We start from the raw sequence: 26388 nt of genomic DNA, 5'->3' as shown, positions 1-26388 counted from the left end.
ATGAGTCGACGGACAATGGCGTCGTCACCCGGTTCTGCTCACGCGCAGGCCTGGGACGACGCTTTTTTTTGCAAGGTGTTAAGCGATGAACGAAACCACAGTCGGCCCGCTGGCCTGGGTCAATGGCAGCGACGCCCCGGAAAAGTCCGCGATCAACGTAGGATTCATGGCCCTGAGTGACTGTGCCTCGGTGGTGGTCGCCGCCACTCAGGGCTTCGCCCAACCCTACGGCCTGACCCTTAACCTCAAGCGCCAGTCGTCCTGGGCGAATCTGCGGGACAAACTGGTCAGCGGCGAACTCGACGCCGCCCACAGCCTCTACGGCCTGATCTATGCCGTGCACCTGGGCATCGGCGGCGTGGCGTCGACCGATATGGCGGTGTTGATGGGCCTGAACCAGAACGGCCAGAGCATTAACCTGTCCCACGGCTTGCAAGCGCTGGGGGTGACCAGTCCTGAAGCACTGGACCGGCATGTGCACCAAACTCGCCCAAAACTGACCTTCGCCCAGACTTTTCCCACAGGCACCCACGCCATGTGGCTGTATTACTGGCTCGCGAGCCAGGGCATTCATCCGTTGCAGGACGTCGACAGCGTGGTGGTGCCGCCGCCGCAAATGGTCGCGCATCTGCAAGCCGGACGTATCGACGGTTTCTGCGTCGGCGAACCTTGGTGCGCCAGTGCGGTGAAACAGAACCTCGGCTTTACGCTGGCGACCAGCCAAACCATCTGGCCCGACCATCCGGAAAAAGTCCTCGGCTGCACCCGCGCCTTTGTCGAGCAATACCCCAACACCGCCCGTGCGCTGGTGATGGCGATCCTCGAAGCCAGCCGCTTTATCGAGGACAGCACCGAGAACCGCCGCAGCACCGCGCAATTGTTGAGCGCGCCGGAGTACCTCGACGCACCGCTGGACTGCATCGAACCGCGCCTGCTGGGAGATTACGCCGATGGTCTGGGCCATCGCTGGCAGGACCCACATGCCTTGCGTTTCCACGGCGGCGGTGAGGTCAACTTGCCGTATCTGTCCGATGGCATGTGGTTCATGACCCAGTTTCGCCGCTGGGGGTTGCTGCGCGAAGACCCGGATTACCTCGGCGTGGCGCGCAAGGTCCAGCAACTGGACCTGTATCGCGAGGCGGCAACAGCGGTGGGGGTGGCGGCGTGGGGTCAGGAGATGCGTAGCAGTCAGTTGATCGACGGCAAAGTCTGGGACGGCTCGGACCCGGCCGGTTACGCACGCAGCTTCAAGCTGCACGCCCTGAGCGACAGCTCGCCCCTGCTCGCCAGCCGCTGACAGGAGACTGCGAATATGTTGCGTATCCTGCTGATCAACGACACCGCGAAGAAAGTCGGTCGCCTCAAGGCGGCCCTGACCGAGGCCGGGTTCGAGGTCATCGACGAGTCCGGCCTGACCATCGACCTGCCCGCCCGCGTCGAAACGGTGCGCCCGGACGTGATCCTGATCGATACCGAGTCACCGAGCCGCGATGTGATGGAGCAAGTGGTGCTGGTCACCCGCGACCAGCCCCGGCCGATCGTGATGTTTACCGACGAACACGACCCCGGCGTGATGCGCCAGGCGATCAAGTCCGGGGTCAGCGCCTACATCGTCGAAGGCATTCACGCACAACGCTTGCAGCCGATTCTCGATGTGGCCATGGCGCGTTTTGAAAGCGACCAGGCCCTGCGCGCCCAACTGCATGCGCGGGATCAGCAACTGGCCGAGCGCAAGCGCATCGAACTGGCCAAGGGAATGCTGATGAAGATGAAGGACTGCAATGAGGAAGAGGCCTACACCCTGATGCGCCGCCAGGCCATGAGCCGCCAGCAGAAACTGATTCAGGTAGCGGAGCAGATTATTGCCATGAGTGAGTTGCTGGGCTGAAGTTTTGTGGCGTCTGTGAAGGCATCTTCGCGAGCAAGCCCGCTCCCACATTTGAAATGCATTTCCCTGTGGGAGCGGGCTTGCTCGCGAATGGCCGCGACTCGGTCCCACTGGTTGGCACAAATCTGGCTATGTAATCCCCACAGGTAACCAACGGCGGTTGCCCCACCTACGACAAAGACGTCGCTCACCTCGTTCGCCCATGGCGGACCGGGTGGCGGCGTTTTTTTGTTTTGGCCCCACGGACCGGGGCCGGTGGTGCGGCCGTGGTGGCGCCCCACCTGCAAGCTCATGACTCCTTCTCGAGACGCTTAACAGCTGAGGTGCGCGATGAATTCAAGCTTCTGGAAAACCGGCCATACCCCGACATTGTTCGCGGCCTTCCTCTATTTCGACCTGAGTTTCATGGTCTGGTACTTGCTCGGCCCGCTGGCGGTGCAAATCGCCGCCGACCTGCACCTGACCACCCAGCAACGCGGGATGGTGGTGGCCACGCCGATCCTGGCTGGCGCGGTATTGCGCTTCGTGATGGGGCTGGTGGCGGATCGACTGTCGCCAAAAACCGCCGGGCTGATCGGTCAGGTCATCGTCATCTGCGCCCTGTTCGGCGCCTGGAAACTCGGCATTCACAGCTACGAACAAGCGCTGGTGCTGGGCCTGTTCCTGGGCATGGCCGGAGCCTCTTTCGCGGTCGCCCTGCCCTTGGCATCGCAATGGTATCCGCCGCAGCATCAAGGCAAGGCCTTGGGCATCGCCGGTGCGGGTAATTCGGGCACGGTGTTCGCGGCGCTGATCGCCCCGGTACTGGCCGCCGCGTTCGGCTGGAGCAACGTGTTCGGCTTCGCCCTGATCCCGCTGATCCTGACGTTGATCGTCTTCGCCTGGCTGGCAAAAAACGCCCCGGAACGACCGAAAGCCAAGTCCATGGCTGACTACCTCAAGGCCCTGGGTGACCGCGACAGTTGGTGGTTCATGTTCTTCTACAGCGTGACCTTCGGCGGCTTCATCGGCCTGGCCAGCGCCCTGCCCGGCTACTTCAACGATCAATATGGCCTGAGCCCGGTAACTGCCGGTTACTACACCGCCGCTTGTGTGTTCGGCGGCAGTTTGATGCGTCCGTTGGGCGGCGCCCTGGCGGATCGATTTGGCGGCATCCGCACCTTGCTGGGGATGTACACGGTGGCGGCAACCTGCATCGCCGCCGTGGGTTTCAACCTGCCAAGTTCCTACGCCGCACTGGCACTTTTCGTCTGCACCATGCTTGGCTTGGGCGCGGGTAACGGCGCAGTTTTCCAACTGGTGCCCCAGCGTTTTCGGCGGGAGATCGGTGTCATGACGGGTTTGATCGGCATGGCCGGCGGCATCGGTGGTTTCGCCCTCGCGGCGGGCATGGGCGCGATCAAGCAGAGCACCGGCAGCTATCAAATGGCCCTGTGGTTGTTCGCCAGCCTGGGCGTGCTGGCCTGGTTCGGCCTGCACGGGGTGAAACGTCGCTGGAGAACCACCTGGGGCTCGGCAGCGATGACGGCGGCTCGGGTCTGAGGCCTCAATGGGCCTGCAACTGAGCTACGCCGAGGCCAGCGCCACCGGTCCTCGCGAGGAAAACCAGGACGCCCTGCGCCTGGTCACCCCGGCCCCGGCGCTGGCGGCGAGTAAAGGTTACCTGTTCGCCATCGCCGACGGCGTCAGCCAATGCGCCGACGGCGGTCTCGCCGCCCGTTCCACCTTGCAAGCGCTGGCGCTGGACTACTACGCCACCCCGCAAACCTGGGGCGTTGCCCAGGCCCTTGAGCGTTTGTTATTAGCGCAAAATCGCTGGCTGCAAGCCAACGGTGGCGGGCAGCCGCTGCTCACCACGGTCAGCGCTTTGGTGATGCGCGGCAGGCGTTTTACCCTGGCCCATGTCGGCGATTGCCGGGTGTACCGCTGGCATGCCGATCGCTTGCAGCGGGTCAGCGAGGACCACGTCTGGGACCAGCCGGGCATGCAACATGTGCTCAAGCGCGCCCTTGGCCTGGATCAGCACCTGGTGCTGGATTTTCTCGATGGCGAATTGCAGCTTGATGAGAGTTTTGTGCTGCTCAGCGACGGGGTCTGGGCGGTCTTGGGCGACACCGCCATCGCGGCGATTTTGCGCGACCAACCGGATCTGGAGAGCGCGGCACAGACCCTGGTCAACGCCGCTCACCTGGCCGGCAGTCAGGACAACGCCAGCGCCCTGCTGGTGCGGGTCGATGCCCTCGGTGAAACCAACATCGGCGATGCGCTGATCCATTTACAGCAATGGCCGCTGCCACCGGCGCTGAAGCCGGGGCAGTTGTTCGAAGGCTGGCAGGTCGAGGCAATCCTCGGCCAGAGCCAGCAATCGCTGCTATACCGGGTGCGGGACATCCAGCAACAACCCTGGCTGCTTAAAACCTTGCCCGGGCACTTGCACGACGATCATCTGGCCGGGCAAGCCTTGCTGTCGGAAGAATGGTTTCTCAAACGAGTGGCCGGGCGGCATTTTCCTGAAGTCCATAGCGTTAGCCAGCGTCAGCATTTGTACTACGTGATGCGCGAATATTCGGGCTCGACCCTGGCTGAACTGCTGGACCGAGCCGGGCCACTGCCGCTGGTGCAGTGGCAGGAACTGGCCGAACGCCTGCTGCGAGCGGTGGGCATGTTGCATCGTCGGCAGATCCTGCACCGGGACATCAAGCCGGAGAACCTATTGCTGGGGGATGACGGCGAGCTGCGGCTGCTGGACTTCGGCCTCGCCTATTGCCCTGGCCTGTCCGAAGATCAGCCCTCAGCCCTGCCCGGCACGCCGAGCTACATCGCGCCGGAAGCCTTTCGCGGGGACGCGCCGACACCCCGGCAGGATTTGTATGCGGCCGGCGTGACGCTGTTTTACTTGTTGACCGGGCACTATCCCTACGGCGAAATCGAAGCTTTCCAGCGACCACGGTTTGGCGTGCCGGTCAGTGCCAGTCGCTATCGTCCCGATCTGCCGCAATGGCTGGCGCAGAGTCTGGAACGCGCAGTCGCGGTTGATCCGCAGCAGCGCTTTGAGACGGCGGAAGAATGGTTGTTGCTGCTGGAACAGGGCGAACGCACCAGTCTGAATGTGAGACCCAGGCCACTGCTGGAGCGCGAACCGCTGAAGGTCTGGCGGACGCTGGCGTTGGGGTCGTTGCTGGTGAATCTGGTGGTGTTGTATTGGGTGTTTCACGGCTAGAAATTTGCTGAAACCCAAATCGCAGACAAAGAAAAGCCCGGCCTAAGCCGGGCTTTTCCTGAGCTGCGGGCTAATTACTTAGCTTTGGCTTCAACCTGCGCTTCTACGCGACGGTTTACAGCGCGACCAGCTTCAGTTTTGTTGTCAGCAACTGGGCGGGATTCGCCGTAGCCAACAGACTGAACGCGGGAAGATTCAACACCGTACTGGTTGGTCAGAACTTGTTTCACGGCGTTTGCACGACGCTCGGACAGTTTCTGGTTGTAAGCGTCAGGACCGACGGAGTCAGTGTGACCTTCAACAGTAGTGGTGGTGGATGGGTACTGCTTCATGAAGTCAGCGAGGTTTTTGATGTCGCCGTAGCTGTTAGGCTTGACTACCGACTTGTCGAAGTCGAACTTCACGTCCAGCTCAACACGAACAACTTCAGCAACTGCTGGGCAGCCATCAGCGTCAACAGTTACGTTGGCTGGGGTGTCCGGGCACTTGTCAACGTTGTCGCAAACGCCATCGTTGTCGCTGTCGGAGCAGACTTCAGCTGGTGCTGGAACTGGAGCAGCAGCAGGCTTGGAGCCGCCACCGAAGTTCACACCGATACCGACGCTTGGAGCCCACTCGGTGTCGCCTTTGTCGATGTTGTACTGAGCTTCAACGCCGGCACGGGCGTAGAAGTTGTCAGTGAAGTACAGCTTGGCACCGCCGCCAACGTTGGCGAAGGTGGAACGGTCACGACCGCCCGAACCGTTCTGACCGATGCTCTGATCGGAGAAACCAGCCGAAACGTATGGACGCAGCATGTCGCCCGGGTTGTTGAAGTGGTACAGAGCATCCAGAGCGGTGTTGGCGCCCTTGATGTTACGACCGTCGTCGGAACGTACGTTGTGCACTTCGTCGTAGCCCAGACGCAGTTCTACGTCGTCGGTGATGAAGTAGCCGACGGAAGCGCCGAACAGGTTGCCGTTGTTCTTGTAGTTACGAGCGCTGTCGAACTGTTCTTTCTTGGCGAAGCCTTCGATTTCAACTGCGCCTTGGCCTTGTGCCAGCGCGCCGAACGAAGTAGCGGCAATAAGAGAACCAATGGCAAAGCCCAAGGTGTTTTTCAGTTTCATCCGTTAAATCCCCATCTGGTGATTGTGAAGCAGTCCCGCAAACCGGGGGACAACTCGGCGGCAAGTCTATCAGAACTTGCCTACACGTAAGAGATATTTGCGCTGAACTAAGTTTCAGCAATGCCTGCAAATTTCTCACGCAATTTATCTAGAGCACGTTTGTAACGCATTTTTGTCGCACTCAAACCCATGTGCATGATGTCTGCGATCTCCTGAAATTCCAGCTCTGCGACAAATCGTAGCACCAGGATTTCACGGTCAATCGGGTTCACATACACCAGCCAGCGATCGAGTCCACCCTTGTCCTCGGGCTTCGGCGCCTTTTCTTCAGACGCTTCCTCGAGGGGGTCCAGACTCAAAGCGTCCATCAAGCGACGCTTTCGCCGTTCCTTCCGATACTGTGTGATGCATTCGTTGTACGTGATGCTGTACAGCCACGTTTTGAACTTCGATTTCCCCTCGAAGTTCTTCAGGCCGTACAACACCTTCAACATCACTTCCTGACAGACATCGTCTGCGTCGCGATCGTTCCCAAGATATCGTGCGCAAACGTTAAATAATGTTCGTTGGTAACGCCGCATCAGTTCTTCATAGGCGCGCGTTACGTGAAACAGCTCGGTATGCGAGCGCGCGACCAACTCCTCATCAGAGAGCTCGCGGGGGTCGTAGCGCGTGGAGAGCGATTGAGCTTTATTCAAAACAAGTCGGGCCGACAGTCAGGTCAATGTCCGCCGCAGCCCTTAAGGGCATTTTGCGGCGGCATACATTAGCAGGGTTTGCCGGGTTAGCGGCTACTCACATGCTGCTCCAGGAGGATCCGATTGGAGAGAGAGACTAGCTCACCCTCGTCGGTCAGCAATGTGGTTTTAACCGTGCCGATCTCTTCGATCTGACCTTCGACCTCGCCAACACGCACTTGTTGCCCAACCTGATACAACTCACGCACATAGATTCCCGCAAGAATCTGACCGGCAATTTCCCGGCTTCCCAACCCCATGGCCAGCGCAACCGCCAGACCAACGGTAATCAATACGATCACAATCACATGGTTGAGCAGGTCAGTCTTGACCTCCAACTGACTGATCGCGACCGAGAGGCTGATGATAATCACCAGGCCCTGGGCAATCCGCCCCAGACCAGACGCGTAATCCAGCCCTACACCCTCTGCCGCCCCGCGCACCAGCCCATTGGCCAATTGCGCCAGCAACACACCCACCAACAACACCAGCGCGGCGCCAAATACTTTCGGCAAATACAGCGCAAGCATATCCAGCGTAGCTGAAACTCGCTCAAGTCCAAGGGATTCTGCGGCAGAAACCAGGAAAATCAGCAAAACAAACCAATACACAATCTTGCCGATCAGGGTCGAGATAGGCACCTGAAGCCCGGCACGGGACAGCAACTTGGTCAAACCGGTGCCGCCCATCAGGCGATCAAGGCCCAGTTTGGCGAGCAATTTGGATAACAGGGTGTCAAGAAGCTTGGCTACGACAAAACCCAGCAGTAGGACAACCAGGGCACCGAAGAGGTTCGGAATAAAATTGGCAACCTTGGTCCACAACGCAGTCATTGCAGTGACGAGGCTCTGAGTCCAGAGATCAAGTTCCATATTCAATCAGCCTTATCAGCAGTGCGAACGGTAGGTTTACGGTGGCGGGAGACCGGCGCGACGTGGGCCGATCCATTGTTCAAGGCGATCATCAGCGCGGGCAGCCAGCGGCCCAGCAGGCTGAACAGATCGCCGGCGCCGACCTGGCGGTTGGCGGTTTTCAGGACACGGCCAAGGCACGCATCGTCGTCCCGGGTGGACGGAGATGCCTTGAGCATGTCACGCAAAGACTGTTCAAACGGATCGTGCATACGCACCTCTCGTGATGTCTGTGAAAGACGCGATCAATTTTGCCCGGGTCACATGGCTCATCATCACACCCAGCGCAAACGTCGGAATAACCACCACTGGCCGAGCGCCACCGAGACCATCATCAGGCACGCAATCAGGAAGCCGTAGGGGCTGGCAGAGAACGGAATGCCACCGACATTGATCCCCAAAAGACCAGTGAGAAAACTCATCGGCAAAAAGATCCCGGTGATGATCCCGAAGCGGTACATCGTGCGGTTCATGCGCACGCTCAAACGCCGGTCTTCAGCCTCCAGGACCAACCCCACCCGCTCCCGGGTCAATTCCAGCTCCTCGAGATAACGGGTCAGGCTGTTGTTCAATTCGTTCCAGTAATCACCGTCGTCTTCGACAAACCACGGCAGTTTTATCCGCGTCAGTTGTCCGAAAATATCCCGTTGCGGGGCCAGGAAACGTTTCAGCCCGGCCGCCCTGCGGCGGATCTGCAAAATGGAACCATGCTCGGGTGTATACCGTTCGTCGGCATCCAGTTTTTCTTCTTCCTCATCGACCACTTCCGAGAGGCAAGTGACCAGATCCTGCACCTTGTTGGTGAGGTACTGGGCCATATAAAGGATGAGTTCGGACGCGGTTTTCGGCCCCTTGCCTTCCGCGAGCTGCACCAGCAATTCATCGGTGGCGCGTAATGGACGCAAACGCAGGGAGATCACCCGAGGGGCGGACGCGAAGATGCGCACCGAAACCATGTCTTCCGGCTCTGCACCCGGGTTCAGGTTCACCCCACGCAAAAATAGCAGCAGTTCGCTGTCGGAAAGCTGTAAAAGTCGCGGACGGGTGTTTTCTTCGAGCAGCAGGTCGCAGCTGAATTCGCTCAGACCGCTGGATTTACGCAGCCAGGTCTGGGTTTGCGGGTGACTGCGATCCCAATGCAGCCACAGGCTTTCATGGGCCTGCAGCTGCAAGTCGTCGAGATCAGTCCGGGCTATCGAACGCGCACCGCCTTTACCGTCCAGCACCAGGGCATGCACCAGCCCCCACTGCGCGTTTTCTTCCTCGAACATCCTCACCCCATGGTTACCACAAAAATTCGCATCGATGCTTTATTCAGGCATCTTCAGCGGGCTTGGCGAGATGATCACGCCGTTATTGTCCGCATAGATGTAATGCCCCGGGTGGAACGTCACGCCGGCGAAGGTCACGGCGACGTTGAGGTCACCGATACCACGCTTGTCGGTTTTCATCGGATGACTGGCCAGTGCCTGGACCCCCAGGTCGGTTTGCGCGATGACGTCGACGTCGCGGATGCAACCGTAGATCACCAGCCCTTCCCAGCCGTTCCTGGCGGCTTTCTCGGCCAGCATGTCGCCCAGCAACGCACGACGCAGGGAACCGCCACCGTCGACCACCAGCACCTTGCCGTCACCCTTGAGCTCGACTTGCTCTTTGACCAGCGAGTTGTCTTCGAAACATTTGATGGTCACGATTTCGCCGCCGAAGGAATCACGGCCGCCAAAATTGCTGAACATCGGCTCCAGCACCTGTACCAGCTCCGGGTAGGCGTCGCACAGGTCAGGCGTAAGGTAATGGTTCATCGAGAAACTCCTGTAAAGAGGAAGACAATCGAGGATGTCGCAAAGTGACCAGAAAAGCTCAATGCGTCATATCTTAGCCGCAAGCCGACTTGAGCGAAATGCCCTTGTTAGAGCATTGCCTTCAGACTGCCGTGGCCAGATCCGGCTTTTCGCCGAGTAACGGCGCCTGCTGATCCGCCAGCCAGCGCGCCACCAACGGCCAGACTTCGACCTGTGCGGCTTTGCTCACCAGCATTTCAACATGACCGAAATTATCGGCAAAGCCCTGCTCGCGTCCAAGATTGATGAACTGCTTGTGCTCGGAACCGAGCTGATCGAACAGTTTCTGGCAAGCCCAGGCCGGATCCTGGTGATCCCCCGCTGCACTGACCGCCAATACCGGCAGTTGCACCTCGGCCAGACCGGCCCACCAGTCCTTGTCGGCATCACCAAAACGCCCGAACAGTCCGTACCAGCGCATGCTTTCCAGGGCCAGGCCAATCGGCTCGTCCTCCGGACCGCGCTTGAGCCGTGAACCCGACAATTGGGCAAAGCGCTTGAGAATGAAGCGCCCGCTCCACTCCACCGGCGGAATCTTCAGTGGCCAGTAGGTGCGGCTGACCTGCGTACCGAAAAACGCCGCCGAGGCCACCACCGGCTCGCCGATGTACTGGCCACCCAACGCGGCCGCCAGGGTGATACCGCCCAGGGAGTGACCGATCCAGTGCGGCACCTGGCCACTTTGCTCGCGCACGAATGCACCAATGGCCGGCAGATCGTAACGGGCGTAGTCCGAGACGCGGTTCTTGCGGTAGTCCTGATTGCGTTGGGACAAGCCGTGACCGCGCATCTCCGGGATCCACACATCGAATCCCAGGCGCGTCAGGTAGGCGCCCAGGCCCAGGCCTTTGGGGGAAAACCAGAACCGCCGGTTGGAAAAACTGCCGTGCAGCAAGATCACCGGAACGCCACGGGTTTGGGCGCCATCGGCCATGCCCAGGCGTGTCACCGCCAGCTCGACGGTATAGTCAGGGCTGTTGCCGGGTTTCAATCGATACACGTCTTCGCTCAGATCGCCGCGCCGCTCGGCGCTGATCAGGGCGACAGGAAATAGGTTGCTGCTGCTTTGCATAATGCTCTTGCACAAAAAAGGGCGGCGTCCAGAGGAGCCCGCCCTACTTCAATCTCAAAAACGGCTACCCCTTGTAGGAGCACAGCTTGCTGGCGATGGCGATTTTGAAGATGCCATCGCGGGCAAGCCTTGCTCCTACAGGGAGCAGGTCCGTTCACACACCATCAAACGGCGGCTTGGCCTTCAGCCAGGAAGAACCAGGTTTCCAGTACGGAATCGGGGTTCAGCGAAACGCTTTCGATGCCCTGCTCCATCAGCCATTTGGCCAGGTCCGGGTGGTCCGAAGGGCCCTGACCGCAAATGCCGATGTACTTGCCAGCCTTGTTACAGGCCTGGATGGCATTGGCCAGCAACTTCTTGACCGCCGGATTACGCTCGTCGAACAGGTGAGCGATGATCCCGGAGTCACGGTCCAGGCCCAGGGTCAACTGGGTCAGGTCGTTGGAGCCGATCGAGAAGCCGTCGAAGAACTCGAGGAATTCTTCAGCCAGAATCGCGTTGGACGGCAGTTCGCACATCATGATGATGCGCAGACCGTTCTCGCCGCGGGCCAGGCCATTTTCCGCCAGCAGATCGATCACCTGGCTCGCTTCGCCCAGGGTGCGGACGAACGGCACCATGATTTCAACGTTGGTCAGGCCCATCTCGTTGCGTACGCGCTTGAGGGCGCGGCATTCGAGTTCGAAGCAGTCGCGGAACGCTTCGCTGATGTAACGCGAAGCGCCACGGAAGCCCAGCATCGGGTTTTCTTCTTCCGGCTCGTAGAGCTTGCCGCCGATCAGGTTCGCGTATTCGTTGGACTTGAAGTCCGACAGACGCACGATGACCTTTTTCGGGGTAAACGCTGCGGCCAGGGTGCTGATGCCTTCAACCAGTTTGTCGACGTAGAAGCCGACCGGGTCGTCGTAACCGGCGATGCGCTTGTCGACGCTGTCCTTGATGTCCTGCTGCAGGCCATCGTAGTTCAGCAGCGCTTTAGGGTGCACGCCGATCATGCGGTTGATGATGAATTCCAGACGGGCCAGGCCCACACCGGCGTTCGGCAGTTGCGCGAAGTCGAAGGCGCGGTCCGGGTTGCCGACGTTCATCATGATCTTGAACGGCAGATCAGGCATGGCGTCCACGGAGTTTTTCTTGATGTCGAAGCCCAGTTCGCCTTCGAAGATGTAACCGGTGTCGCCTTCCGCGCAGGAAACGGTCACGCCCTGGCCGTCTTTCAACAGTTGGGTAGCGTTGCCGCAACCGACCACGGCCGGGATGCCCAGCTCACGGGCGATGATCGCCGCGTGGCAGGTACGACCGCCACGGTTGGTGACGATGGCGCTGGCGCGCTTCATGACCGGTTCCCAGTCCGGGTCGGTCATGTCGGAAACCAGTACGTCGCCGGGCTGGACTTTGTCCATCTCGGACACGTCCTTGATGATGCGGACCTTGCCGGCGCCGATGCGCTGGCCGATGGCGCGACCTTCAACCAGCACGGTGCCGGTTTCTTTCAGCAGGTAACGTTCCATGACGTTGGCCTGGGTGCGGCTCTTCACAGTCTCAGGACGGGCCTGGACGATGTAGAGCTTGCCGTCGTCACCGTCCTTGGCCCATTCGATGTCCATCGGGCACTTGTAGTGCTTCTCGATGATCATCGCTTGCTTGGCCAATTCGCTGACTTCGGCGTCGGTCAGGCAGAAACGTGCGCGATCAGCCTTGTCCACGTCGATGGTCTTGACCGACTTGCCGGCCGTGGCCACTTCGCCGTAGATCATCTTGATGGCTTTGCTGCCCAGGTTGCGGCGCAGGATCGCCGGGCGACCCGCTTCCAGCGTTTGTTTGTGAACGTAGAATTCGTCCGGGTTCACCGCGCCTTGTACGACGGTTTCGCCCAGGCCATAGGCGCCGGTGATAAACACCACGTCACGGAAGCCCGATTCGGTATCGAGGGTGAACATCACGCCGGCAGTGCCGGTTTCGGAGCGGACCATGCGCTGCACGCCGGCCGACAGGGCGACCAGCTTGTGGTCGAAGCCCTGGTGCACGCGGTAGGAAATGGCGCGGTCGTTGAAGAGGGAGGCAAACACCTCTTTGGCGGCGCGAATGACGTTTTCGACACCACGGATGTTCAGGAAGGTTTCCTGCTGACCGGCGAAGGAAGCGTCCGGCAAGTCTTCGGCAGTAGCGGAAGAGCGCACGGCCACGGCCATGTCAGGGTTGCCGGCCGACAGCGTGGCGAACGCGGTGCGGATCTCGGCGTTGAGCTTCTCGGGGAATTCGGCTTCAATGATCCATTTGCGGATCTGGGCGCCGGTCTTGGCCAGGGCGTTGACATCATCGACGTCCAGGGCGTCGAGGGCGGCATGGATCTGATCGTTGAGGCCGCTCAGTTCCAGAAAATCACGATAAGCCTGAGCTGTCGTGGCGAAGCCACCGGGCACCGATACACCGACACCTGCAAGGTTACTGATCATCTCGCCCAGGGATGCGTTCTTGCCCCCTACGTGCTCTACATCATGGACGCCGAGCTTATCGAGGGAAACTACGTACTCTACCAAGGTGATCTCTCCACTAACTGTGTTGGAAAAGCTCAGAAGCCGGCGGCTCGGGGGAGCCTTTGCCGACTGTATGGCCTGGACCTGGAAAATAAGTGAGAATGCGGACCACTGGTGGCCAGCAAATCGCACCTATCATATCCAAGAATCTTCACTAGCTTAAGGCCCAAGGTGCAAATGAAACGATCTGCTTTCTTTATCTCCGATGGCACCGGCATCACAGCCGAAACCCTGGGTCAGAGCCTCTTGGCGCAGTTCGAAAACATTACCTTCAGCAAATTCACGCGGCCGTACATCGACAACGTCGATAAAGCGCGGGCCATGGTACAACAAATCAACAAGGCCGCCGAAACCGACGGCTTTCGGCCGATCATCTTCGACACCATCGTCAATCAGGACATTCGTGAGATCCTCGCAACGTCCAATGGTTTCATGATCGACATTTTCTCGACTTTCCTGGCGCCGCTTGAACAGGAACTGACCGAGCATTCTTCCTACACCGTCGGCAAGTCCCATTCCATTGGCAGCAACACCAATTACATGGAGCGGATCGAGGCGGTGAACTTCGCCCTCGACAACGACGACGGCGCCCGCACGCACTATTACGACAAGGCCGACCTGATCCTGGTGGGCGTGTCCCGTTGCGGCAAGACCCCGACGTGCCTGTACATGGCGATGCAATTCGGCATCCGCGCGGCCAACTACCCGCTGACCGAAGACGACATGGAACGCCTGACCCTGCCCGCCGCCCTGCGCGCCCACCAGCACAAGCTGTTCGGCCTGACCATCGACCCGGACCGCCTCACCGCGATCCGCAACGAACGCAAGCCCAACAGCCGCTATTCGAGCTACGCCCAGTGCGAGTTTGAAGTGCGCGAGGTGGAGAATCTGTTTCGCCGGGAGAACATCCCGCACATCAACTCCACGCATTTTTCGGTGGAAGAGATATCGGCGAAGATTCTGGTGGAGAAAGGGGTTGAGCGGCGGTTCAAGTAGCGTTTTAGCGCCTGTTAGATAGCCTTCGCGAGCAAGCCCGCTCCCACATTGGATCTGTGTCGTGCACAAATCCCCTGTGGGAGCGGGCTTGCTCGCGAAGAACGATTACACGGTCTCCCTCAATGCCCTCGCCAGCGCCTCAAACCCGCCCAGCAACAACCGATCATCCCCCGCCGAATTACACACACTCGCCCGAATAAACTGCGGCACCGCCGCATGCCCCACCGCAAACGCCTCGGCAGTCGCCACCAGATAATTATTTTCCTTCAGCTCCGCCGCAACCTGCGAAGCCCGCCACGGCTCTGGCACTTCGAGCCAGAAGTGTGGGCTATCGGGATGGGTCTTGTAGCTGACCTCTTTTAACACCTCGCTGACCAACCGCTTGCGGCGGCTGATTTCGGCGATTTGCTGCCCCAGCAACCGTTCGGCAATACCGTTTTCGATCCACGTTGTCGCCAGTTCCAGCGACAACGGACTGGCCATCCAGCAGGTGCCGCGCACCGCCGCGCTCAAGCGTCCGATCAACGGTTGTGGTGCGTGCAGATAACCGGCGCGCAAACCGGCCGAAACTGCCTTGCTCAGGCTGCCGATCAGCACCGAGCGCTCCGGGGCAAAGTGGCTCAGGGGCAAGGGCCGTTGTTGCGCCAATACGGCGTGGGCTTCGTCTTCGATGATCAACAGGTTGTGCTGGCGACAGACCTCGGCAATCGCTTCGCGCCTTAGCACCGACATCACCGCCGCCGTAGGATTCTGGATGGTCGGCGTGCAGTAAACCGCCGATACCCGGTGATGTTGGCAAATGTCCGACAGCGCTTCGGGCAACAGTCCTTCGTCATCCATGCCGACACCGATCAGTTTTATCCCCAGCATGCGTGCGACGCTGATCAGTCCCGGGTAGGTCAAGTGCTCGGTTACTAGCGTGTCACCGGGCTTTAGCAGCGCCATCAACACGCAGAGCAAGCCGTGCTGGCCGCCATTCACGCAAATCACCTGTTCGGCGCTCGGCACGAAGGCCTGGTGCCGCAGCCAGTGGGCACCGGCCTCCCGGTGGCGCTCTAATCCGCTGTCGGCGGTATAGCCGCTGAGCGATTGTAAGGTTTGCGGGTCGCTGGCCAGGGTGTGCAGGCTCTGACTGAGAAACGCGGCTTCCTGCCCCGGAATCGGCTGATTCCGACTCATGTCGAAGAAAGGCTGCGGCTCTTCGCTGACATTGCGAAAGCCAACATCCCGCGTCCGTTCCATCCCGCGCTGACGCACATAGGTGCCATCTCCAACACGAGCCACCACCAGCCCTATCCGCTCCAACTCGCCATAAGCACGACTGATGGTGCCGATGGTCACGCCCAGGCTGTCCGCCAACAGGCGATGCGGCGGCAATTTGCTGCCGGGCTCTATCAAGCCTTCGCCGATGCTTTTTTCCAGGGCCTCGGCCAGGCGCTTGTACTTCACGCCGCGCCCGTGGGCCAGGCCTTCTCGCAGGATTGACACCGTGGCAATACTTGTTTTGACAGTCATTTCCATCCCGAATAGCGTGCTGAAAACAGGTTCAATCAGGAATAGACCCAATCCTCGATCAGGTCAATTCCGATGACGAAGGAGCACGCACATGTCCATGGCCCTCAGCATTTCTTCAAACACCCGAAAACCCTGGCTGGCCGGACTGGTCACCAGTGTGCTGTTCCTGATCGTCTGCCTGAGTTGGGGCACCACATGGCTCGGCATCAAGATTGCCGTGGAAAGCGTGCCGCCCCTGACCGCCGCCGGGCTGCGCTTCCTGATCGCCTTCCCGCTGTTCTTGAGCTTTGCCATGCTGCGTCGCGAGCCGCTGCTGTTTCCACGGCAGAGTCGCTGGTTTTTCGTGTTCGTCACGCTGTCGTATTTCAGCCTGCCGTATTACCTGCTCAACTACGGCGAGATGCATGTCTCATCGGGGCTGACGGCGCTGCTGTTCAGTTGCATGCCGGTGTTCATCCTGATTTTTTCCGCGGTGTTGTTGCGGGAGAAAATCTACCCCTCGCAGGTGGTGGGCATCGCCATTGGCTTTGGCAGTTTGTTCATGATCATCCGCAGCCAGGGCCTGCATCTGGACCATGCCGAGTTCTTCGGGGTATTGGCGATCCTGGCGGCGGCGTTGATGCATGCGTTGTGTTACGTGATCACCAAGAAGCAAGGCAGCGCGATCAGCGTGATTACCTACAACACACTGCCCATCGGCCTCGCGGGTTTGATGCTGTTTGTCGCGGGGTTGGGTTTTGAGGCGCCGGTGTTCGGCGACATCACCACGCGCTCGTGGGGTGCCCTGTTCTACTTGGGCCTGGTGGCGTCGGTGGGTGGGTTTATCGTTTACTTTTTGCTGCTCAAGCGCTTGAGCCCGATCATTTTGTCGTTCGTGTTCATTATTTTTCCGGTGTTCGCGGTGGTGATTGGCGCGTGGTACGAGGGGCAGAGCCTGTCGCGGGAGTTGATGGGGTATTCGGCGGTGTTGTTGGCGGGGTTTGCTATTACCAAATTGCCTGTGGAGAAATGGCTGCGGTCCAGACGCCGACCGCCCTTGTAGGAGCCAGGCTTGCCGGCGAAGGCGTCTTCAAATACGCCTTCGCCGGCAAGCCTGGCTCCTACAAGGATTTGCGTCAGATCACAAAGAGGTCGACGAAGCGATTGACCGGGGTGGCTTCCAGCGCCGCCTGATCCTTGCACAACGCAAAAATCTCGGCACTGCGCTGCCCCGTGAAACGCGTCGCCAGGTTGGCCTTGAACTTGTCTTCCAGCAACGGAATGCCATCGGCACGGCGACGACGATGGCCAATCGGGTACTCGACCACCACGTTCTCGGTGCTGGAGCCGTCCTTCAAAAACACCTGGATCGCATTGGCGATGGAGCGCTTGTCGGCTTCCAGGTATTCGCGGGTGAAACGCGGTTCTTCGACGATGACCATTTTCTCCCGCAGTACGTCGATGATCGGGTGCGCAGCGTGGAAGTCGTCTTCGTACTGCTCGGCCACCAGATTGCCGAAGGCCAGGGGCACGGCGGTCATGTACTGGATGCAGTGATCGCGGTCGGCGGCATTGGCCAGCGGACCGACTTTGGAAATGATGCGGATCGCCGACTCGTGAGTGGTGATGACGATCTTGTCGATTTCGTGCAGGCGATTGCGAACCTGCGGGTGCAAGGTGACAGCGGCCTCGCAAGCGGTCTGCGCGTGGAATTCGGCGGGGAAGCTGATCTTGAACAGCACGTTCTCCATCACGTAGCTGCCGTATTTGCGGGAGAAGCTGAAGGCGCGTTTGTCGTCGAGTTTGAGCGCCAGATCGTTGTTGGTGTGGCTGAACAACACGTCGTAGAAGCCCCACTGCTTGGCGGTCAGCACGCCGGGGATACCCATCTCGCCGCGCATCGCAATGTCCGCCAGCCGCACGCCCCGGCTGGAGGCATCGCCAGCCGCCCAGGACTTGCGCGACCCGGCGTTCGGCGCATGCCGATAGGTGCGCAGCGCCTGGCCGTCGGCAAAGGCGTGGGACAGCGCCGACAACAGTTGCTCGCGATTGGCGCCCATGAGTTTGGCGGTGACGGCGGTCGAGGCGACTTTCACCAGCAACACGTGATCGAGTCCTACACGGTTGAAGGAGTTTTCCAGCGCGATAACGCCCTGAATCTCGTGGGCCATGATCATCGCTTCGAGAACGGCACGAATCGTCAGCGGCGCATCGCCATTGGCCAGGCGTTTTTGCGACAGGTGATCCGCCACCGCGAGAATCCCGCCGAGGTTGTCGGACGGATGCCCCCACTCGGCGGCGAGCCAGGTGTCGTTGTAATCGAGCCAGCGCACGATGCAACCGATGTCCCATGCGGCTTTGACTGGATCGAGACGAAAAGGCGTGCCGGGGACACGGGCGCCGAACGGCACGACGGTGCCTTCGACGATCGGCCCCAGGTGTTTGGTGCATTCGGGAAAGCGCAGGGCCAGCAAGCCACAGCCTAGGGTGTCCATCAGGCAGTTGCGGGCGGTGTCGAGTGCTTCGCTGGATTCGATCTTGTAAGTGAGGACGTAGTCAGCGATGTCCTGCAGGACCGTGTCGTAGTCGGGGCGGTTGTTCAGGTCGACGTTGGCGCTCATGTTCGATTCACTCTTGCAGTGGTTCGTTGATGGGACCTCGGTTCAGGGCAATCTCAGTCAGTAACAACACATTCTTATTGTGGAAATCCGGTCAACTGTGGGAGCGGGCTTGCTCGCGAAGACGGCGGCACATCCGACATCAATGCAAGCTGACACACCGCTTTCGCGAGCAAGCCCGCTCCCACAGGGTTTGGTGTTTCTTCAGAAGGAATCGCCGGGAATACGCACAAACCCTTCCATCAACACCCGCGCACTGCGGCTCATGATGGCTTTTTTCACGACCCATTCGCCGTGTTCCAGGCTGGCCTCGGCGCCCACGCGCAACGTGCCGGACGGATGCCCGAAACGCACGGCATTACGCTCGATGCCACCGGCGGCAAGGTTCACCAAGGTCCCGGAAATCGCCGCCGCCGTGCCAATCGCCACCGCCGCCGTGCCCATCATCGCGTGGTGCAATTTGCCCATGGACAGCGCCCGCACCAGCAGGTCGACATCCTCCGCCGCAATCGCTTTGCCGCTCGAAGCAACGTAGGCCGCAGGCTTGGCCACGAAGGCAACCTTGGGCGTGTGCTGGCGCTTGGCCGCTTCGTCCAGGTCCTTGATCAGGCCCATGCGCAGCGCGCCGTAGGCACGGATGGTTTCGAACATCGCCAGGGCTTTCGGGTCGCCGTTGATTGCGCCTTGCAGCTCAGTGCCGGTGTAGCCGAGGTCTTCGGCGTTGATGAAAATCGTCGGAATCCCGGCGTTGATCATGGTTGCCTTAAAGGTCCCGATGCCGGGCACTTCGAGGTCGTCCACCAGGTTGCCGGTAGGAAACATCGAACCACCGCCACCCTCTTCTTCCGCCGCCGGGTCCATGAATTCGACCTGCACTTCGGCGGCCGGGAAGGTCACGCCGTCGAGTTCAAAATCACCGGTTTCCTGCACTTCACCGTTGGTGATCGGCACGTGGGCGATGATGGTCTTGCCGATGTTGGCCTGCCACACGCGAACGATGGCCACGCCGTTGTGGGGGATGCGGCTGGCGTCGACCAAACCGTTGCTGATGGCGAACGAACCGACCGCCGCCGACAGGTTGCCGCAGTTACCGCTCCAGTCCACGAACGGCTTGTCGATGGAAACCTGGCCGAACAGGTAATCGACGTCGTGATCAGCCTTGATGCTTTTCGACAGAATCACGGTTTTGCTGGTGCTGGACGTGGCGCCGCCCATGCCGTCGATTTGCTTGTCGTAGGGGTCGGGGCTGCCGATTACCCGCAGCAACAAGGCGTCGCGAGCGGGGCCGGGAATCTGGGCCGCTTCGGGCAGATCCTTGAGGCTGAAGAACACGCCTTTGCTGGTGCCGCCGCGCATGTAGGTGGCGGGGATTTTGATCTGGGGTGCGTGAGCCATGTCATTCCTCTATTAGCCAACAGGGGACTTAAAATCCCCTGCGGCTCTGTATTTTTAAACGGCGACCGCCGATTCAAGGAAGTCCTGGGCAAAGCGCTGCAACACGCCACCCGCCTCGTAAATCGACACCTCTTCGGCGGTGTCGAGACGGCAAGTCACCGGCACTTCGACACGCTCGCCATTCAGGCGATTGATCACCAACGTCAGTTGCGCACGCGGCGTGCGGTCGCCGATCACGTCGTAGGTTTCGCTGCCGTCGATGCCCAAGGTGTGACGGTCGGTGCCCGGCAAAAACTCCAGGGGCAACACGCCCATGCCCACCAGGTTGGTGCGGTGAATGCGCTCGAAACCTTCAGCGGCAATCGCTTCCACACCGGCCAGGCGCACGCCCTTCGCCGCCCAGTCTCGGGACGAACCCTGACCGTAATCGGCGCCAGCGATGATGATCAGCGGCTGCTTGCGTTCCATGTAGGTTTCGATGGCTTCCCACATGCGCATGACCTGGCCTTCCGGCTCGACGCGGGCCAGGGAACCCTGCTTGACCTTGCCGTTTTCCTGGACCATTTCATTGAACAGTTTCGGGTTGGCGAAGGTCGCGCGCTGGGCGGTCAAGTGGTCGCCACGGTGGGTGGCGTAGGAGTTGAAGTCTTCTTCCGGCAAGCCCATTTTCGCCAGGTATTCGCCGGCGGCACTGTCGAGCATGATCGCGTTCGACGGCGACAGGTGATCGGTGGTGATGTTGTCCGGCAGCACGGCCAGCGGGCGCATGCCCTTGAGCGGACGGGCGCCGGCCAGAGCGCCTTCCCAGTACGGCGGACGGCGGATGTAGGTGCTCATCTCGCGCCAGTCGTACAGCGGCGTGACTTTCGGGCCGGTGTCTTCGTGGATGGCGAACATCGGGATGTAGACCTGACGGAACTGCTCCGGCTTAACCGAGGCTTTCACCACAGCGTCGATTTCTTCATCGCTCGGCCAGATGTCTTTGAGGCGGATTTCCTTACCGTCGACCACGCCCAGCACATCTTTCTCGATGTCGAAACGGATGGTCCCGGCGATGGCATAAGCGACCACCAAGGGTGGCGAAGCCAGGAACGCATTCTTGGCGTAGGGGTGAATCCGCCCATCGAAGTTGCGGTTGCCGGACAACACGGCGGTGGCGTACAGGTCGCGGTCGATGATCTCTTGCTGGATCACCGGATCGAGCGCGCCGGACATTCCGTTGCAGGTGGTGCAGGCGAAGGCGACGATGCCGAAACCGAGCTGCTCCAGCTCAGTGGTCAGCCCTGCTTCGTCGAGGTACAGCGCGACGGTTTTCGAGCCCGGCGCCAGGGACGATTTGACCCACGGCTTGCGGGTCAGCCCGAGCTTGTTGGCATTGCGCGCCAGCAGGCCGGCGGCGATCACGTTGCGCGGGTTGCTGGTGTTGGTGCAACTGGTGATGGCCGCGATGATTACCGCGCCGTCCGGCATCTGGCCGGGCACTTCGGTCCATTGGCCGGAGATGCCTTGGGCGGCTAGGTCCGAAGTCGCGACGCGAGCGTGCGGGTTGCTCGGGCCGGCCATGTTGCGCACGACCGTGGACAGGTCGAAGCTCAAGCCGCGCTCGTATTGCGCATTTTTCAGGCTGTCAGCCCACAGGCCAGTAGTCTTGGCGTAGTTCTCGACCAACTGCACCTGCTCGTCTTCGCGGCCGGTGAGTTTGAGGTAGTCGATGGTTTGCTGGTCGATGTAGAACATCGCTGCGGTGGCGCCGTATTCCGGGGCCATGTTGGAAATGGTCGCACGGTCGCCGAGGGTCAGCGCCGAAGCGCCTTCGCCGAAGAATTCCAGCCAGGCGCCGACGACTTTTTGCTTGCGCAGGAACTCGGTCAGCGCCAGCACCATGTCGGTGGCGGTGATGCCCGGTTGCAGCTTGCCGGTCAGTTCAACGCCGACGCTTTCCGGCAGACGCATCCACGATGCGCGACCGAGCATCACGCTCTCGGCTTCGAGACCACCCACGCCGATAGCGATCACGCCCAGCGCATCAACGTGCGGGGTGTGGCTGTCGGTGCCGACGCAGGTGTCCGGGAACGCTACGCCGTCGCGCACCTGGATCACCGGAGACATTTTCTCCAGGTTGATCTGGTGCATGATCCCGTTGCCCGGCGGGATCACATCAACGTTCTTGAAGGCTTTTTTGGTCCAGTTGATGAAGTGGAAACGGTCTTCGTTGCGCCGGTCTTCGATGGCGCGGTTCTTCTCGAACGCCTCCGGATCGAAACCACCGCGCTCGACGGCCAGGGAGTGGTCGACGATCAATTGCGTCGGCACTACCGGGTTGGCTTGCGCCGGGTCGCCACCTTGCAAAGCGATGGCATCGCGCAGACCGGCGAGGTCGACCAGGGCGGTCTGGCCAAGGATGTCGTGGCATACGACACGGGCCGGGAACCACGGGAAGTCGAGGTCGCGCTTGCGTTCGATGAATTGCTTCAGGGAATCGGTGAGCGTGGCCGGGTCACAGCGACGCACCAGGTTCTCCGCCAGTACGCGGGAGGTGTACGGCAGGGTGTCGTAGGCGCCAGGCTGGATCGCTTCGACCGCCGCACGGACGTCGAAATAATCCAGATGGCTGCCGGGCAGCGGTTTGCGGAATTCTGTGTTCATCAGGTCAGGACTCGGTCACGGTAGTTGCAAAAGGGTGGAACCTGGCGCGGGTCCTGAAGGTGACTCGGTCAACTGTGGGAGCGGGCTTGCTCGCGAAAGCGGCGTATCAGTCGACATCAATGTTGGATGTCAGTCCGTCTTCGCGAGCAAGCCCGCTCCCACTTTGGCTACCGGTTCATTCAGCAACCCACGCGGTGCCCCTCCCCCATTCAGCGTTGTTCGATTGGCACGAACTTGCGCTGTTCGACGCCGACGTACTCGGCGCTCGGGCGGATGATGCGGTTGTTGGCACGTTGTTCGAACACATGCGCGGCCCAGCCAGTCAGGCGCGAGCAGACGAAAATCGGCGTGAACAACTTGGTCGGGATGCCCATGAAGTGGTACGTCGACGCATGGTAGAAGTCGGCGTTCGGGAACAGTTTCTTCTGTTCCCACATGGTTTTGTCGATGGCTTCGGACACCGGGAACAGCACCGTATCGCCCACTTCGTCCGCGAGTTTTTTCGACCAGCCCTTGATCACCTCGTTGCGCGGATCGTTGTCCTTATAGATCGCGTGACCGAAGCCCATGATCTTGTCTTTGCGTTCGAGCATGCCGAGGGTGCCTTCGATCGCCTCTTGCGGCGACTTGAAGCGCTCGATCATTTCCATCGCCGCTTCGTTGGCGCCGCCGTGCAGCGGACCGCGCAGGGAACCGATGGCGGCGGTGATGCAGGAGAACATGTCCGACAGGGTCGAAGCACAGACACGCGCAGTGAAGGTCGAGGCGTTGAATTCGTGTTCCGCGTAGAGGATCAGCGACACGTTCATCACTTTGACGTGCAGATCGCTCGGCTTCTTGTCGTGCAGCAGGTGCAGGAAGTGGCCGCCAATCGATTGTTCATCGCTCACGCAATTGATGCGTTTGCCGTCGTGGCTGAAGCGATACCAGTAGCACATGATCGCCGGGAACGCGGCCAGCAAGCGGTCGGTGACGTCGTGTTGGGCGCTGAAATCTTTCTCCGGCTCGATGTTGCCCAGGAACGAACAACCGGTGCGCATCACGTCCATCGGGTGGGCGTCGGCGGGGATGCGTTCCAGCACTTCTTTCAGCGCTTGCGGCAGGTCGCGCAGCTTGCTCAGTTTGCTGATGTAGTCAGCCAGTTGCGTTTTGGTCGGCAGTTCGCCGTACAGCAGCAGGTAGGCGACTTCTTCGAATTGCGCGTCAGCCGCCAGTTCGCGAACGTCGTAGCCACGATAAGTCAGGCCGGCGCCCGACTGGCCCACGGTGGACAGTGCGGTTTGCCCGGCAACCTGGCCACGGAGCCCGGCGCCACTGAGTACTTTTGCTTCGGCCATTGCTGTCTCCAATCTTGAAATTTTTAGGGAAACTTGTAGGAGCGAAGCTTGCTCGCGAAAGCGGTGTGTCAGACGACATCAGTGTTGAATGTCAGTCAGTTTTCGCGAGCAAGCTTTGCTCCTACGGGGGTAAGCGTTACTTTTTGGCGGCAAACAACGCATCGAGCTTCTGCTCGAAGGTGTGGTAGTCGATGCGATCGTAAAGCTCCATGCGGGTTTGCATGGTGTCGATCACGTTCTGTTGCGTGCCGTCGCGGCGGATCGCGGTGTAGACGTTTTCCGCCGCCTTGTTCATCGCGCGGAACGCCGACAATGGGTATAGCACCAGCGACACGTCGGCAGCGGCGAGCTGCTCGGTGGTGTACAGCGGCGTCGCGCCGAATTCGGTGATGTTGGCCAGAATCGGCGCTTTCACGCGGCTGGCGAACAGTTTGTACATGTCCAGTTCGGTGATGGCTTCCGGGAAGATCATGTCAGCGCCGGCTTCGATGCACGCGGCGGCGCGATCCAGGGCGGACTCCAGGCCTTCCACAGCCAGGGCGTCGGTGCGGGCCATGATCACGAAGCTGTCATCGGTGCGGGCATCGACGGCGGCTTTAATGCGATCGACCATTTCCTGCAGCGAAACGATCTCTTTATTAGGGCGGTGACCGCAGCGCTTGGCGCCGACCTGGTCTTCGATGTGAATCGCCGCCGCGCCAAACTTGATCATCGACTTGACGGTGCGCGCCACGTTGAACGCCGAGGAACCGAAACCGGTGTCCACGTCCACCAGCAGCGGCAGGTCGCAGACATCCGTGATGCGGCGCACGTCGGTCAGCACGTCGTCCAGACCGGTAATCCCCAGGTCCGGCACGCCGAGGGAGCCGGCAGCCACCCCGCCACCCGACAGGTAAATCGCCTTGAAACCGGCGCGTTTGGCCAGCAGCGCGTGGTTGGCGTTGATCGCGCCGACGACTTGCAGCGGATGCTCGCTGGCGACCGCATCGCGGAAACGCTGGCCTGGAGTGCTCTTGTTCGAACTCATGACTCACCTCGTTCAGTGGCTGTCTTATTGGCGCCGTCCTGGTAGTGACGGGCGATATTGCGTTTGGAGGCGCCGATGTGGCGGCGCATCAACAACTCGGCCAGTTCACCGTCACGGTCGGCGATGGCATCGAGAATCCGGTGGTGCTCGGCAAAGGCCTGGCGCGGGCGGTTGGGCGTGGTTGAAAACTGGATGCGGTACATGCGCACCAGTTGATACAGCTCGCCACAGAGCATCTGGGTCAAGGTGCGGTTGCCGCTGCCCTGGATGATCCGGTAATGAAAGTCGAAATCGCCTTCCTGCTGGTAGTAGCCGACGCCGGCCTGGAACGCCGCGTCCCGTTCGTGGGTTTCGAGGACCTGGCGCAGCTCGTCGATTTCTTCGAGGGTCATGCGCTCGGCGGCCAGGCGACAGGCCATGCCTTCCAGGGACTCGCGAATTTCATAGAGTTCCAGCAACTCGGCGTGGCTAAGGGAAACCACCCGCGCACCGACGTGCGGGATGCGCACCAGCAGGCGCTGGCCTTCCAGGCGGTGGATCGCTTCGCGCAACGGCCCGCGGCTGATGCCATAGGTGCGGGCCAGCTCCGGCTCGGAGATCTTGCTGCCCGGAGCGATCTCGCCCTTGACGATGGCCGCCTGAATGCGCCGGAAGACGTTCTCGGAAAGTGTTTCCGAATCGTCCTGCGTTATCACCGGGGGATCGAGTTGATCCAGCATATTGTCGACACCTTGTGAGCCAATGCGGCAAAAACTAGCGAATACAGCCCGCAGAGTCAAAGGATAAATAGGTATTGTCGACAATCGTCTAATAACCGCTTGCACCATAACGAAGCAGGCCCACTGTTTATAGCCTCCTGCCAGCGGTGGCGCCATAAAACCACCGTGCTAGAATGCCGCCCGCATTTGCTTGTCATCTGCATCTGCACGGCTTGTCATAAATAGCTGATAGGCATACGAGGGAGCTTGCGCAGTGATGCCAGGGCCTTGAATCGAAGTACGGACCGCTGCGCACCAGGATTTATGAGACTCAAGCCCTTCCCCACATTCCTTTATTTCCTGTTCCTGCCCGGTGTCGCCGCCGCGGGGGAAAAGACCGTGTACGGCCTCAATGAGTACGCCTCGCTGAACGGGATTGACCTGGAAGTCGCGGCCAAACTCGACACCGGGGCGAAAACCGCTTCTTTAAGTGCACGGGACATCAAACGTTTCAAACGCAATGGCGAATCCTGGGTGCGCTTCTATCTGGCCATCGACGCCGCGCATTCCCATCCGATCGAACGGCCATTGGCCCGGGTCAGCAAAATCAAGCGCCGGGCCGGCGACTACGACCCGGAAGAAGGCAAGAAATACACGGCCCGCCCGGTGATCGAGCTGGATATCTGCATGGGCACGGCGTTGCGCAGCATCGAAGTGAACCTGACCGACCGCAGCGCCTTTCAATACCCGCTCCTGATCGGCTCCGAGGCGCTCAAACGTTTCGATGCGCTGGTCGACCCCAGTCTTAAATACGCTGCTGGCAAACCCGCCTGCGCCACCGACGCTCATACCGCAGAGTAAT

22 protein-coding genes are annotated in these 26388 nt (G+C 60.3%); 7 read left to right on the top strand and 15 right to left on the bottom strand.

Features of this window, described 5'->3' with window-relative positions:
• Positions 1-85 precede the first annotated feature (85 nt).
• The 4 genes from BK665_RS04510 (at position 86) to BK665_RS04490 (ending at position 5108) form a co-directional block, all read left to right on the top strand.
• On the top strand, positions 86-1297 hold the full coding sequence (locus BK665_RS04510) for a CmpA/NrtA family ABC transporter substrate-binding protein (RefSeq protein ID WP_123403269.1): 1212 nt from the start codon (positions 86-88) through the stop codon (positions 1295-1297).
• A 15-nt stretch (positions 1298-1312) separates the two neighbouring features.
• Entirely contained in the window at positions 1313-1888 is a 576-nt protein-coding gene (locus BK665_RS04505) for an ANTAR domain-containing response regulator (protein ID WP_123403267.1), read from the top strand.
• A gap of 330 nt (positions 1889-2218) precedes the next feature.
• On the top strand, positions 2219-3430 hold the full coding sequence (locus BK665_RS04495; RefSeq protein ID WP_123403262.1) for a nitrate/nitrite transporter: 1212 nt from the start codon (positions 2219-2221) through the stop codon (positions 3428-3430).
• A 7-nt stretch (positions 3431-3437) separates the two neighbouring features.
• The gene (locus BK665_RS04490) at positions 3438-5108 is read left to right on the top strand and encodes a bifunctional protein-serine/threonine kinase/phosphatase (protein ID WP_123403260.1); all 1671 of its coding nucleotides are present in this window, start codon (positions 3438-3440) and stop codon (positions 5106-5108) included.
• Between the two features lie 74 nt (positions 5109-5182).
• On the opposite strand, the gene BK665_RS04485 is transcribed toward BK665_RS04490, so the two are convergent.
• The 8 genes from BK665_RS04485 to ppsA form a co-directional block, all read right to left on the bottom strand.
• Complete coding sequence (locus BK665_RS04485; protein ID WP_123403258.1) at positions 5183-6217, bottom strand: OmpA family protein; 1035 nt, start codon at positions 6215-6217, stop codon at positions 5183-5185.
• Between the two features lie 107 nt (positions 6218-6324).
• Positions 6325-6915: an RNA polymerase sigma factor SigX gene (sigX, locus tag BK665_RS04480; protein ID WP_008146300.1), complete on the bottom strand. Its 591-nt coding sequence runs from the start codon at positions 6913-6915 to the stop codon at positions 6325-6327.
• 86 nt (positions 6916-7001) lie between these two features.
• Positions 7002-7826 carry a mechanosensitive ion channel family protein gene (locus BK665_RS04475; RefSeq protein ID WP_054054005.1) on the bottom strand — a complete coding sequence of 275 codons (825 nt, stop codon included), beginning with the start codon at positions 7824-7826 and terminating at the stop codon, positions 7002-7004.
• 2 nt (positions 7827-7828) lie between these two features.
• Positions 7829-8077 (bottom strand): hypothetical protein, encoded by a 249-nt coding sequence (locus tag BK665_RS04470; RefSeq protein ID WP_008146303.1) that lies wholly within the window; start codon positions 8075-8077, stop codon positions 7829-7831.
• 63 nt (positions 8078-8140) lie between these two features.
• Positions 8141-9136 (bottom strand): divalent cation transporter CmaX, encoded by a 996-nt coding sequence (gene cmaX, locus BK665_RS04465; RefSeq protein WP_123403256.1) that lies wholly within the window; start codon positions 9134-9136, stop codon positions 8141-8143.
• Positions 9137-9175: 39 nt separating this feature from the next.
• Positions 9176-9667, bottom strand: coding sequence for a ribonuclease E activity regulator RraA (gene rraA, locus BK665_RS04460; protein ID WP_123403254.1), 492 nt, complete (start codon positions 9665-9667; stop codon positions 9176-9178).
• A gap of 121 nt (positions 9668-9788) precedes the next feature.
• On the bottom strand, positions 9789-10778 hold the full coding sequence (locus BK665_RS04455; RefSeq protein WP_123403252.1) for an alpha/beta fold hydrolase: 990 nt from the start codon (positions 10776-10778) through the stop codon (positions 9789-9791).
• 164 nt (positions 10779-10942) lie between these two features.
• Positions 10943-13318 carry a phosphoenolpyruvate synthase gene (gene ppsA / locus BK665_RS04450; protein WP_123403250.1) on the bottom strand — a complete coding sequence of 792 codons (2376 nt, stop codon included), beginning with the start codon at positions 13316-13318 and terminating at the stop codon, positions 10943-10945.
• Between the two features lie 174 nt (positions 13319-13492).
• Between ppsA and ppsR the strand changes: the two genes are divergently transcribed.
• Complete coding sequence (gene ppsR, locus BK665_RS04445; RefSeq protein WP_123403248.1) at positions 13493-14311, top strand: posphoenolpyruvate synthetase regulatory kinase/phosphorylase PpsR; 819 nt, start codon at positions 13493-13495, stop codon at positions 14309-14311.
• A gap of 105 nt (positions 14312-14416) precedes the next feature.
• On the opposite strand, the gene BK665_RS04440 is transcribed toward ppsR, so the two are convergent.
• On the bottom strand, positions 14417-15826 hold the full coding sequence (locus tag BK665_RS04440; protein WP_123403748.1) for an aminotransferase-like domain-containing protein: 1410 nt from the start codon (positions 15824-15826) through the stop codon (positions 14417-14419).
• 136 nt (positions 15827-15962) lie between these two features.
• On the opposite strand from BK665_RS04440, the gene BK665_RS04435 reads away from it, so the two are divergent.
• Positions 15963-16868, top strand: coding sequence for a DMT family transporter (locus BK665_RS04435; protein ID WP_185076444.1), 906 nt, complete (start codon positions 15963-15965; stop codon positions 16866-16868).
• A 73-nt stretch (positions 16869-16941) separates the two neighbouring features.
• Here the strand turns inward: BK665_RS04435 and prpD are convergent, their stop codons facing one another.
• The 6 genes from prpD to BK665_RS04400 all read right to left on the bottom strand — a co-directional run bounded on the left by prpD (position 16942) and on the right by BK665_RS04400 (position 25544).
• Positions 16942-18426, bottom strand: coding sequence for a 2-methylcitrate dehydratase (gene prpD, locus BK665_RS04430; protein WP_123403244.1), 1485 nt, complete (start codon positions 18424-18426; stop codon positions 16942-16944).
• A 201-nt stretch (positions 18427-18627) separates the two neighbouring features.
• Entirely contained in the window at positions 18628-19818 is a 1191-nt protein-coding gene (gene prpF / locus BK665_RS04425) for a 2-methylaconitate cis-trans isomerase PrpF (RefSeq protein WP_123403242.1), read from the bottom strand.
• A 54-nt stretch (positions 19819-19872) separates the two neighbouring features.
• The gene (gene acnD, locus BK665_RS04420; RefSeq protein ID WP_123403240.1) at positions 19873-22464 is read right to left on the bottom strand and encodes a Fe/S-dependent 2-methylisocitrate dehydratase AcnD; all 2592 of its coding nucleotides are present in this window, start codon (positions 22462-22464) and stop codon (positions 19873-19875) included.
• Positions 22465-22673: 209 nt separating this feature from the next.
• Entirely contained in the window at positions 22674-23801 is a 1128-nt protein-coding gene (prpC, locus tag BK665_RS04410; RefSeq protein WP_123403238.1) for a bifunctional 2-methylcitrate synthase/citrate synthase, read from the bottom strand.
• 136 nt (positions 23802-23937) lie between these two features.
• Positions 23938-24828: a methylisocitrate lyase gene (prpB, locus tag BK665_RS04405; protein ID WP_008146328.1), complete on the bottom strand. Its 891-nt coding sequence runs from the start codon at positions 24826-24828 to the stop codon at positions 23938-23940.
• Positions 24825-25544 (bottom strand): GntR family transcriptional regulator, encoded by a 720-nt coding sequence (locus BK665_RS04400; RefSeq protein WP_185076442.1) that lies wholly within the window; start codon positions 25542-25544, stop codon positions 24825-24827. Before BK665_RS04400 ends, prpB begins: the two co-directional genes overlap by 4 nt.
• A 306-nt stretch (positions 25545-25850) precedes the next feature.
• Here BK665_RS04400 and rloA point away from each other — a divergent pair, with 306 nt between their 5' ends.
• The gene (rloA, locus tag BK665_RS04395) at positions 25851-26387 is read left to right on the top strand and encodes a retropepsin-like aspartic peptidase RloA (protein ID WP_123403235.1); all 537 of its coding nucleotides are present in this window, start codon (positions 25851-25853) and stop codon (positions 26385-26387) included.
• The last annotated feature ends 1 nt before the right edge of the window (position 26388 follow it).

This window comes from Pseudomonas frederiksbergensis, from assembly GCF_003732665.1.
Classification (GTDB): Bacteria; Pseudomonadota; Gammaproteobacteria; order Pseudomonadales; family Pseudomonadaceae; genus Aquipseudomonas; species Aquipseudomonas frederiksbergensis_G.
The sequence above is the reverse complement of the archived record's forward strand: the minus strand, read 5'-3'. Positions and strand labels throughout refer to the sequence as shown.

What these genes read in the sequence shown, in the direction of transcription:
- BK665_RS04510 (WP_123403269.1), top strand. Translation starts at nt 86, where the DNA reads ATGAACGAAACCACAGTCGGCCCGCTGGCCTGGGTCAATGGCAGCGAC.
- BK665_RS04505 (WP_123403267.1), top strand. Translation starts at nt 1,313, where the DNA reads ATGTTGCGTATCCTGCTGATCAACGACACCGCGAAGAAAGTCGGTCGC.
- BK665_RS04495 (WP_123403262.1), top strand. Translation starts at nt 2,219, where the DNA reads ATGAATTCAAGCTTCTGGAAAACCGGCCATACCCCGACATTGTTCGCG.
- BK665_RS04490 (WP_123403260.1), top strand. Translation starts at nt 3,438, where the DNA reads ATGGGCCTGCAACTGAGCTACGCCGAGGCCAGCGCCACCGGTCCTCGC.
- BK665_RS04485 (WP_123403258.1), bottom strand. Translation starts at nt 6,217, where the DNA reads ATGAAACTGAAAAACACCTTGGGCTTTGCCATTGGTTCTCTTATTGCC.
- BK665_RS04475 (WP_054054005.1), bottom strand. Translation starts at nt 7,826, where the DNA reads ATGGAACTTGATCTCTGGACTCAGAGCCTCGTCACTGCAATGACTGCG.
- BK665_RS04470 (WP_008146303.1), bottom strand. Translation starts at nt 8,077, where the DNA reads ATGCACGATCCGTTTGAACAGTCTTTGCGTGACATGCTCAAGGCATCT.
- cmaX (WP_123403256.1), bottom strand. Translation starts at nt 9,136, where the DNA reads ATGTTCGAGGAAGAAAACGCGCAGTGGGGGCTGGTGCATGCCCTGGTG.
- rraA (WP_123403254.1), bottom strand. Translation starts at nt 9,667, where the DNA reads ATGAACCATTACCTTACGCCTGACCTGTGCGACGCCTACCCGGAGCTG.
- BK665_RS04455 (WP_123403252.1), bottom strand. Translation starts at nt 10,778, where the DNA reads ATGCAAAGCAGCAGCAACCTATTTCCTGTCGCCCTGATCAGCGCCGAG.
- ppsR (WP_123403248.1), top strand. Translation starts at nt 13,493, where the DNA reads ATGAAACGATCTGCTTTCTTTATCTCCGATGGCACCGGCATCACAGCC.
- BK665_RS04440 (WP_123403748.1), bottom strand. Translation starts at nt 15,826, where the DNA reads ATGACTGTCAAAACAAGTATTGCCACGGTGTCAATCCTGCGAGAAGGC.
- prpD (WP_123403244.1), bottom strand. Translation starts at nt 18,426, where the DNA reads ATGAGCGCCAACGTCGACCTGAACAACCGCCCCGACTACGACACGGTC.
- prpF (WP_123403242.1), bottom strand. Translation starts at nt 19,818, where the DNA reads ATGGCTCACGCACCCCAGATCAAAATCCCCGCCACCTACATGCGCGGC.
- acnD (WP_123403240.1), bottom strand. Translation starts at nt 22,464, where the DNA reads ATGAACACAGAATTCCGCAAACCGCTGCCCGGCAGCCATCTGGATTAT.
- prpC (WP_123403238.1), bottom strand. Translation starts at nt 23,801, where the DNA reads ATGGCCGAAGCAAAAGTACTCAGTGGCGCCGGGCTCCGTGGCCAGGTT.
- prpB (WP_008146328.1), bottom strand. Translation starts at nt 24,828, where the DNA reads ATGAGTTCGAACAAGAGCACTCCAGGCCAGCGTTTCCGCGATGCGGTC.
- rloA (WP_123403235.1), top strand. Translation starts at nt 25,851, where the DNA reads ATGAGACTCAAGCCCTTCCCCACATTCCTTTATTTCCTGTTCCTGCCC.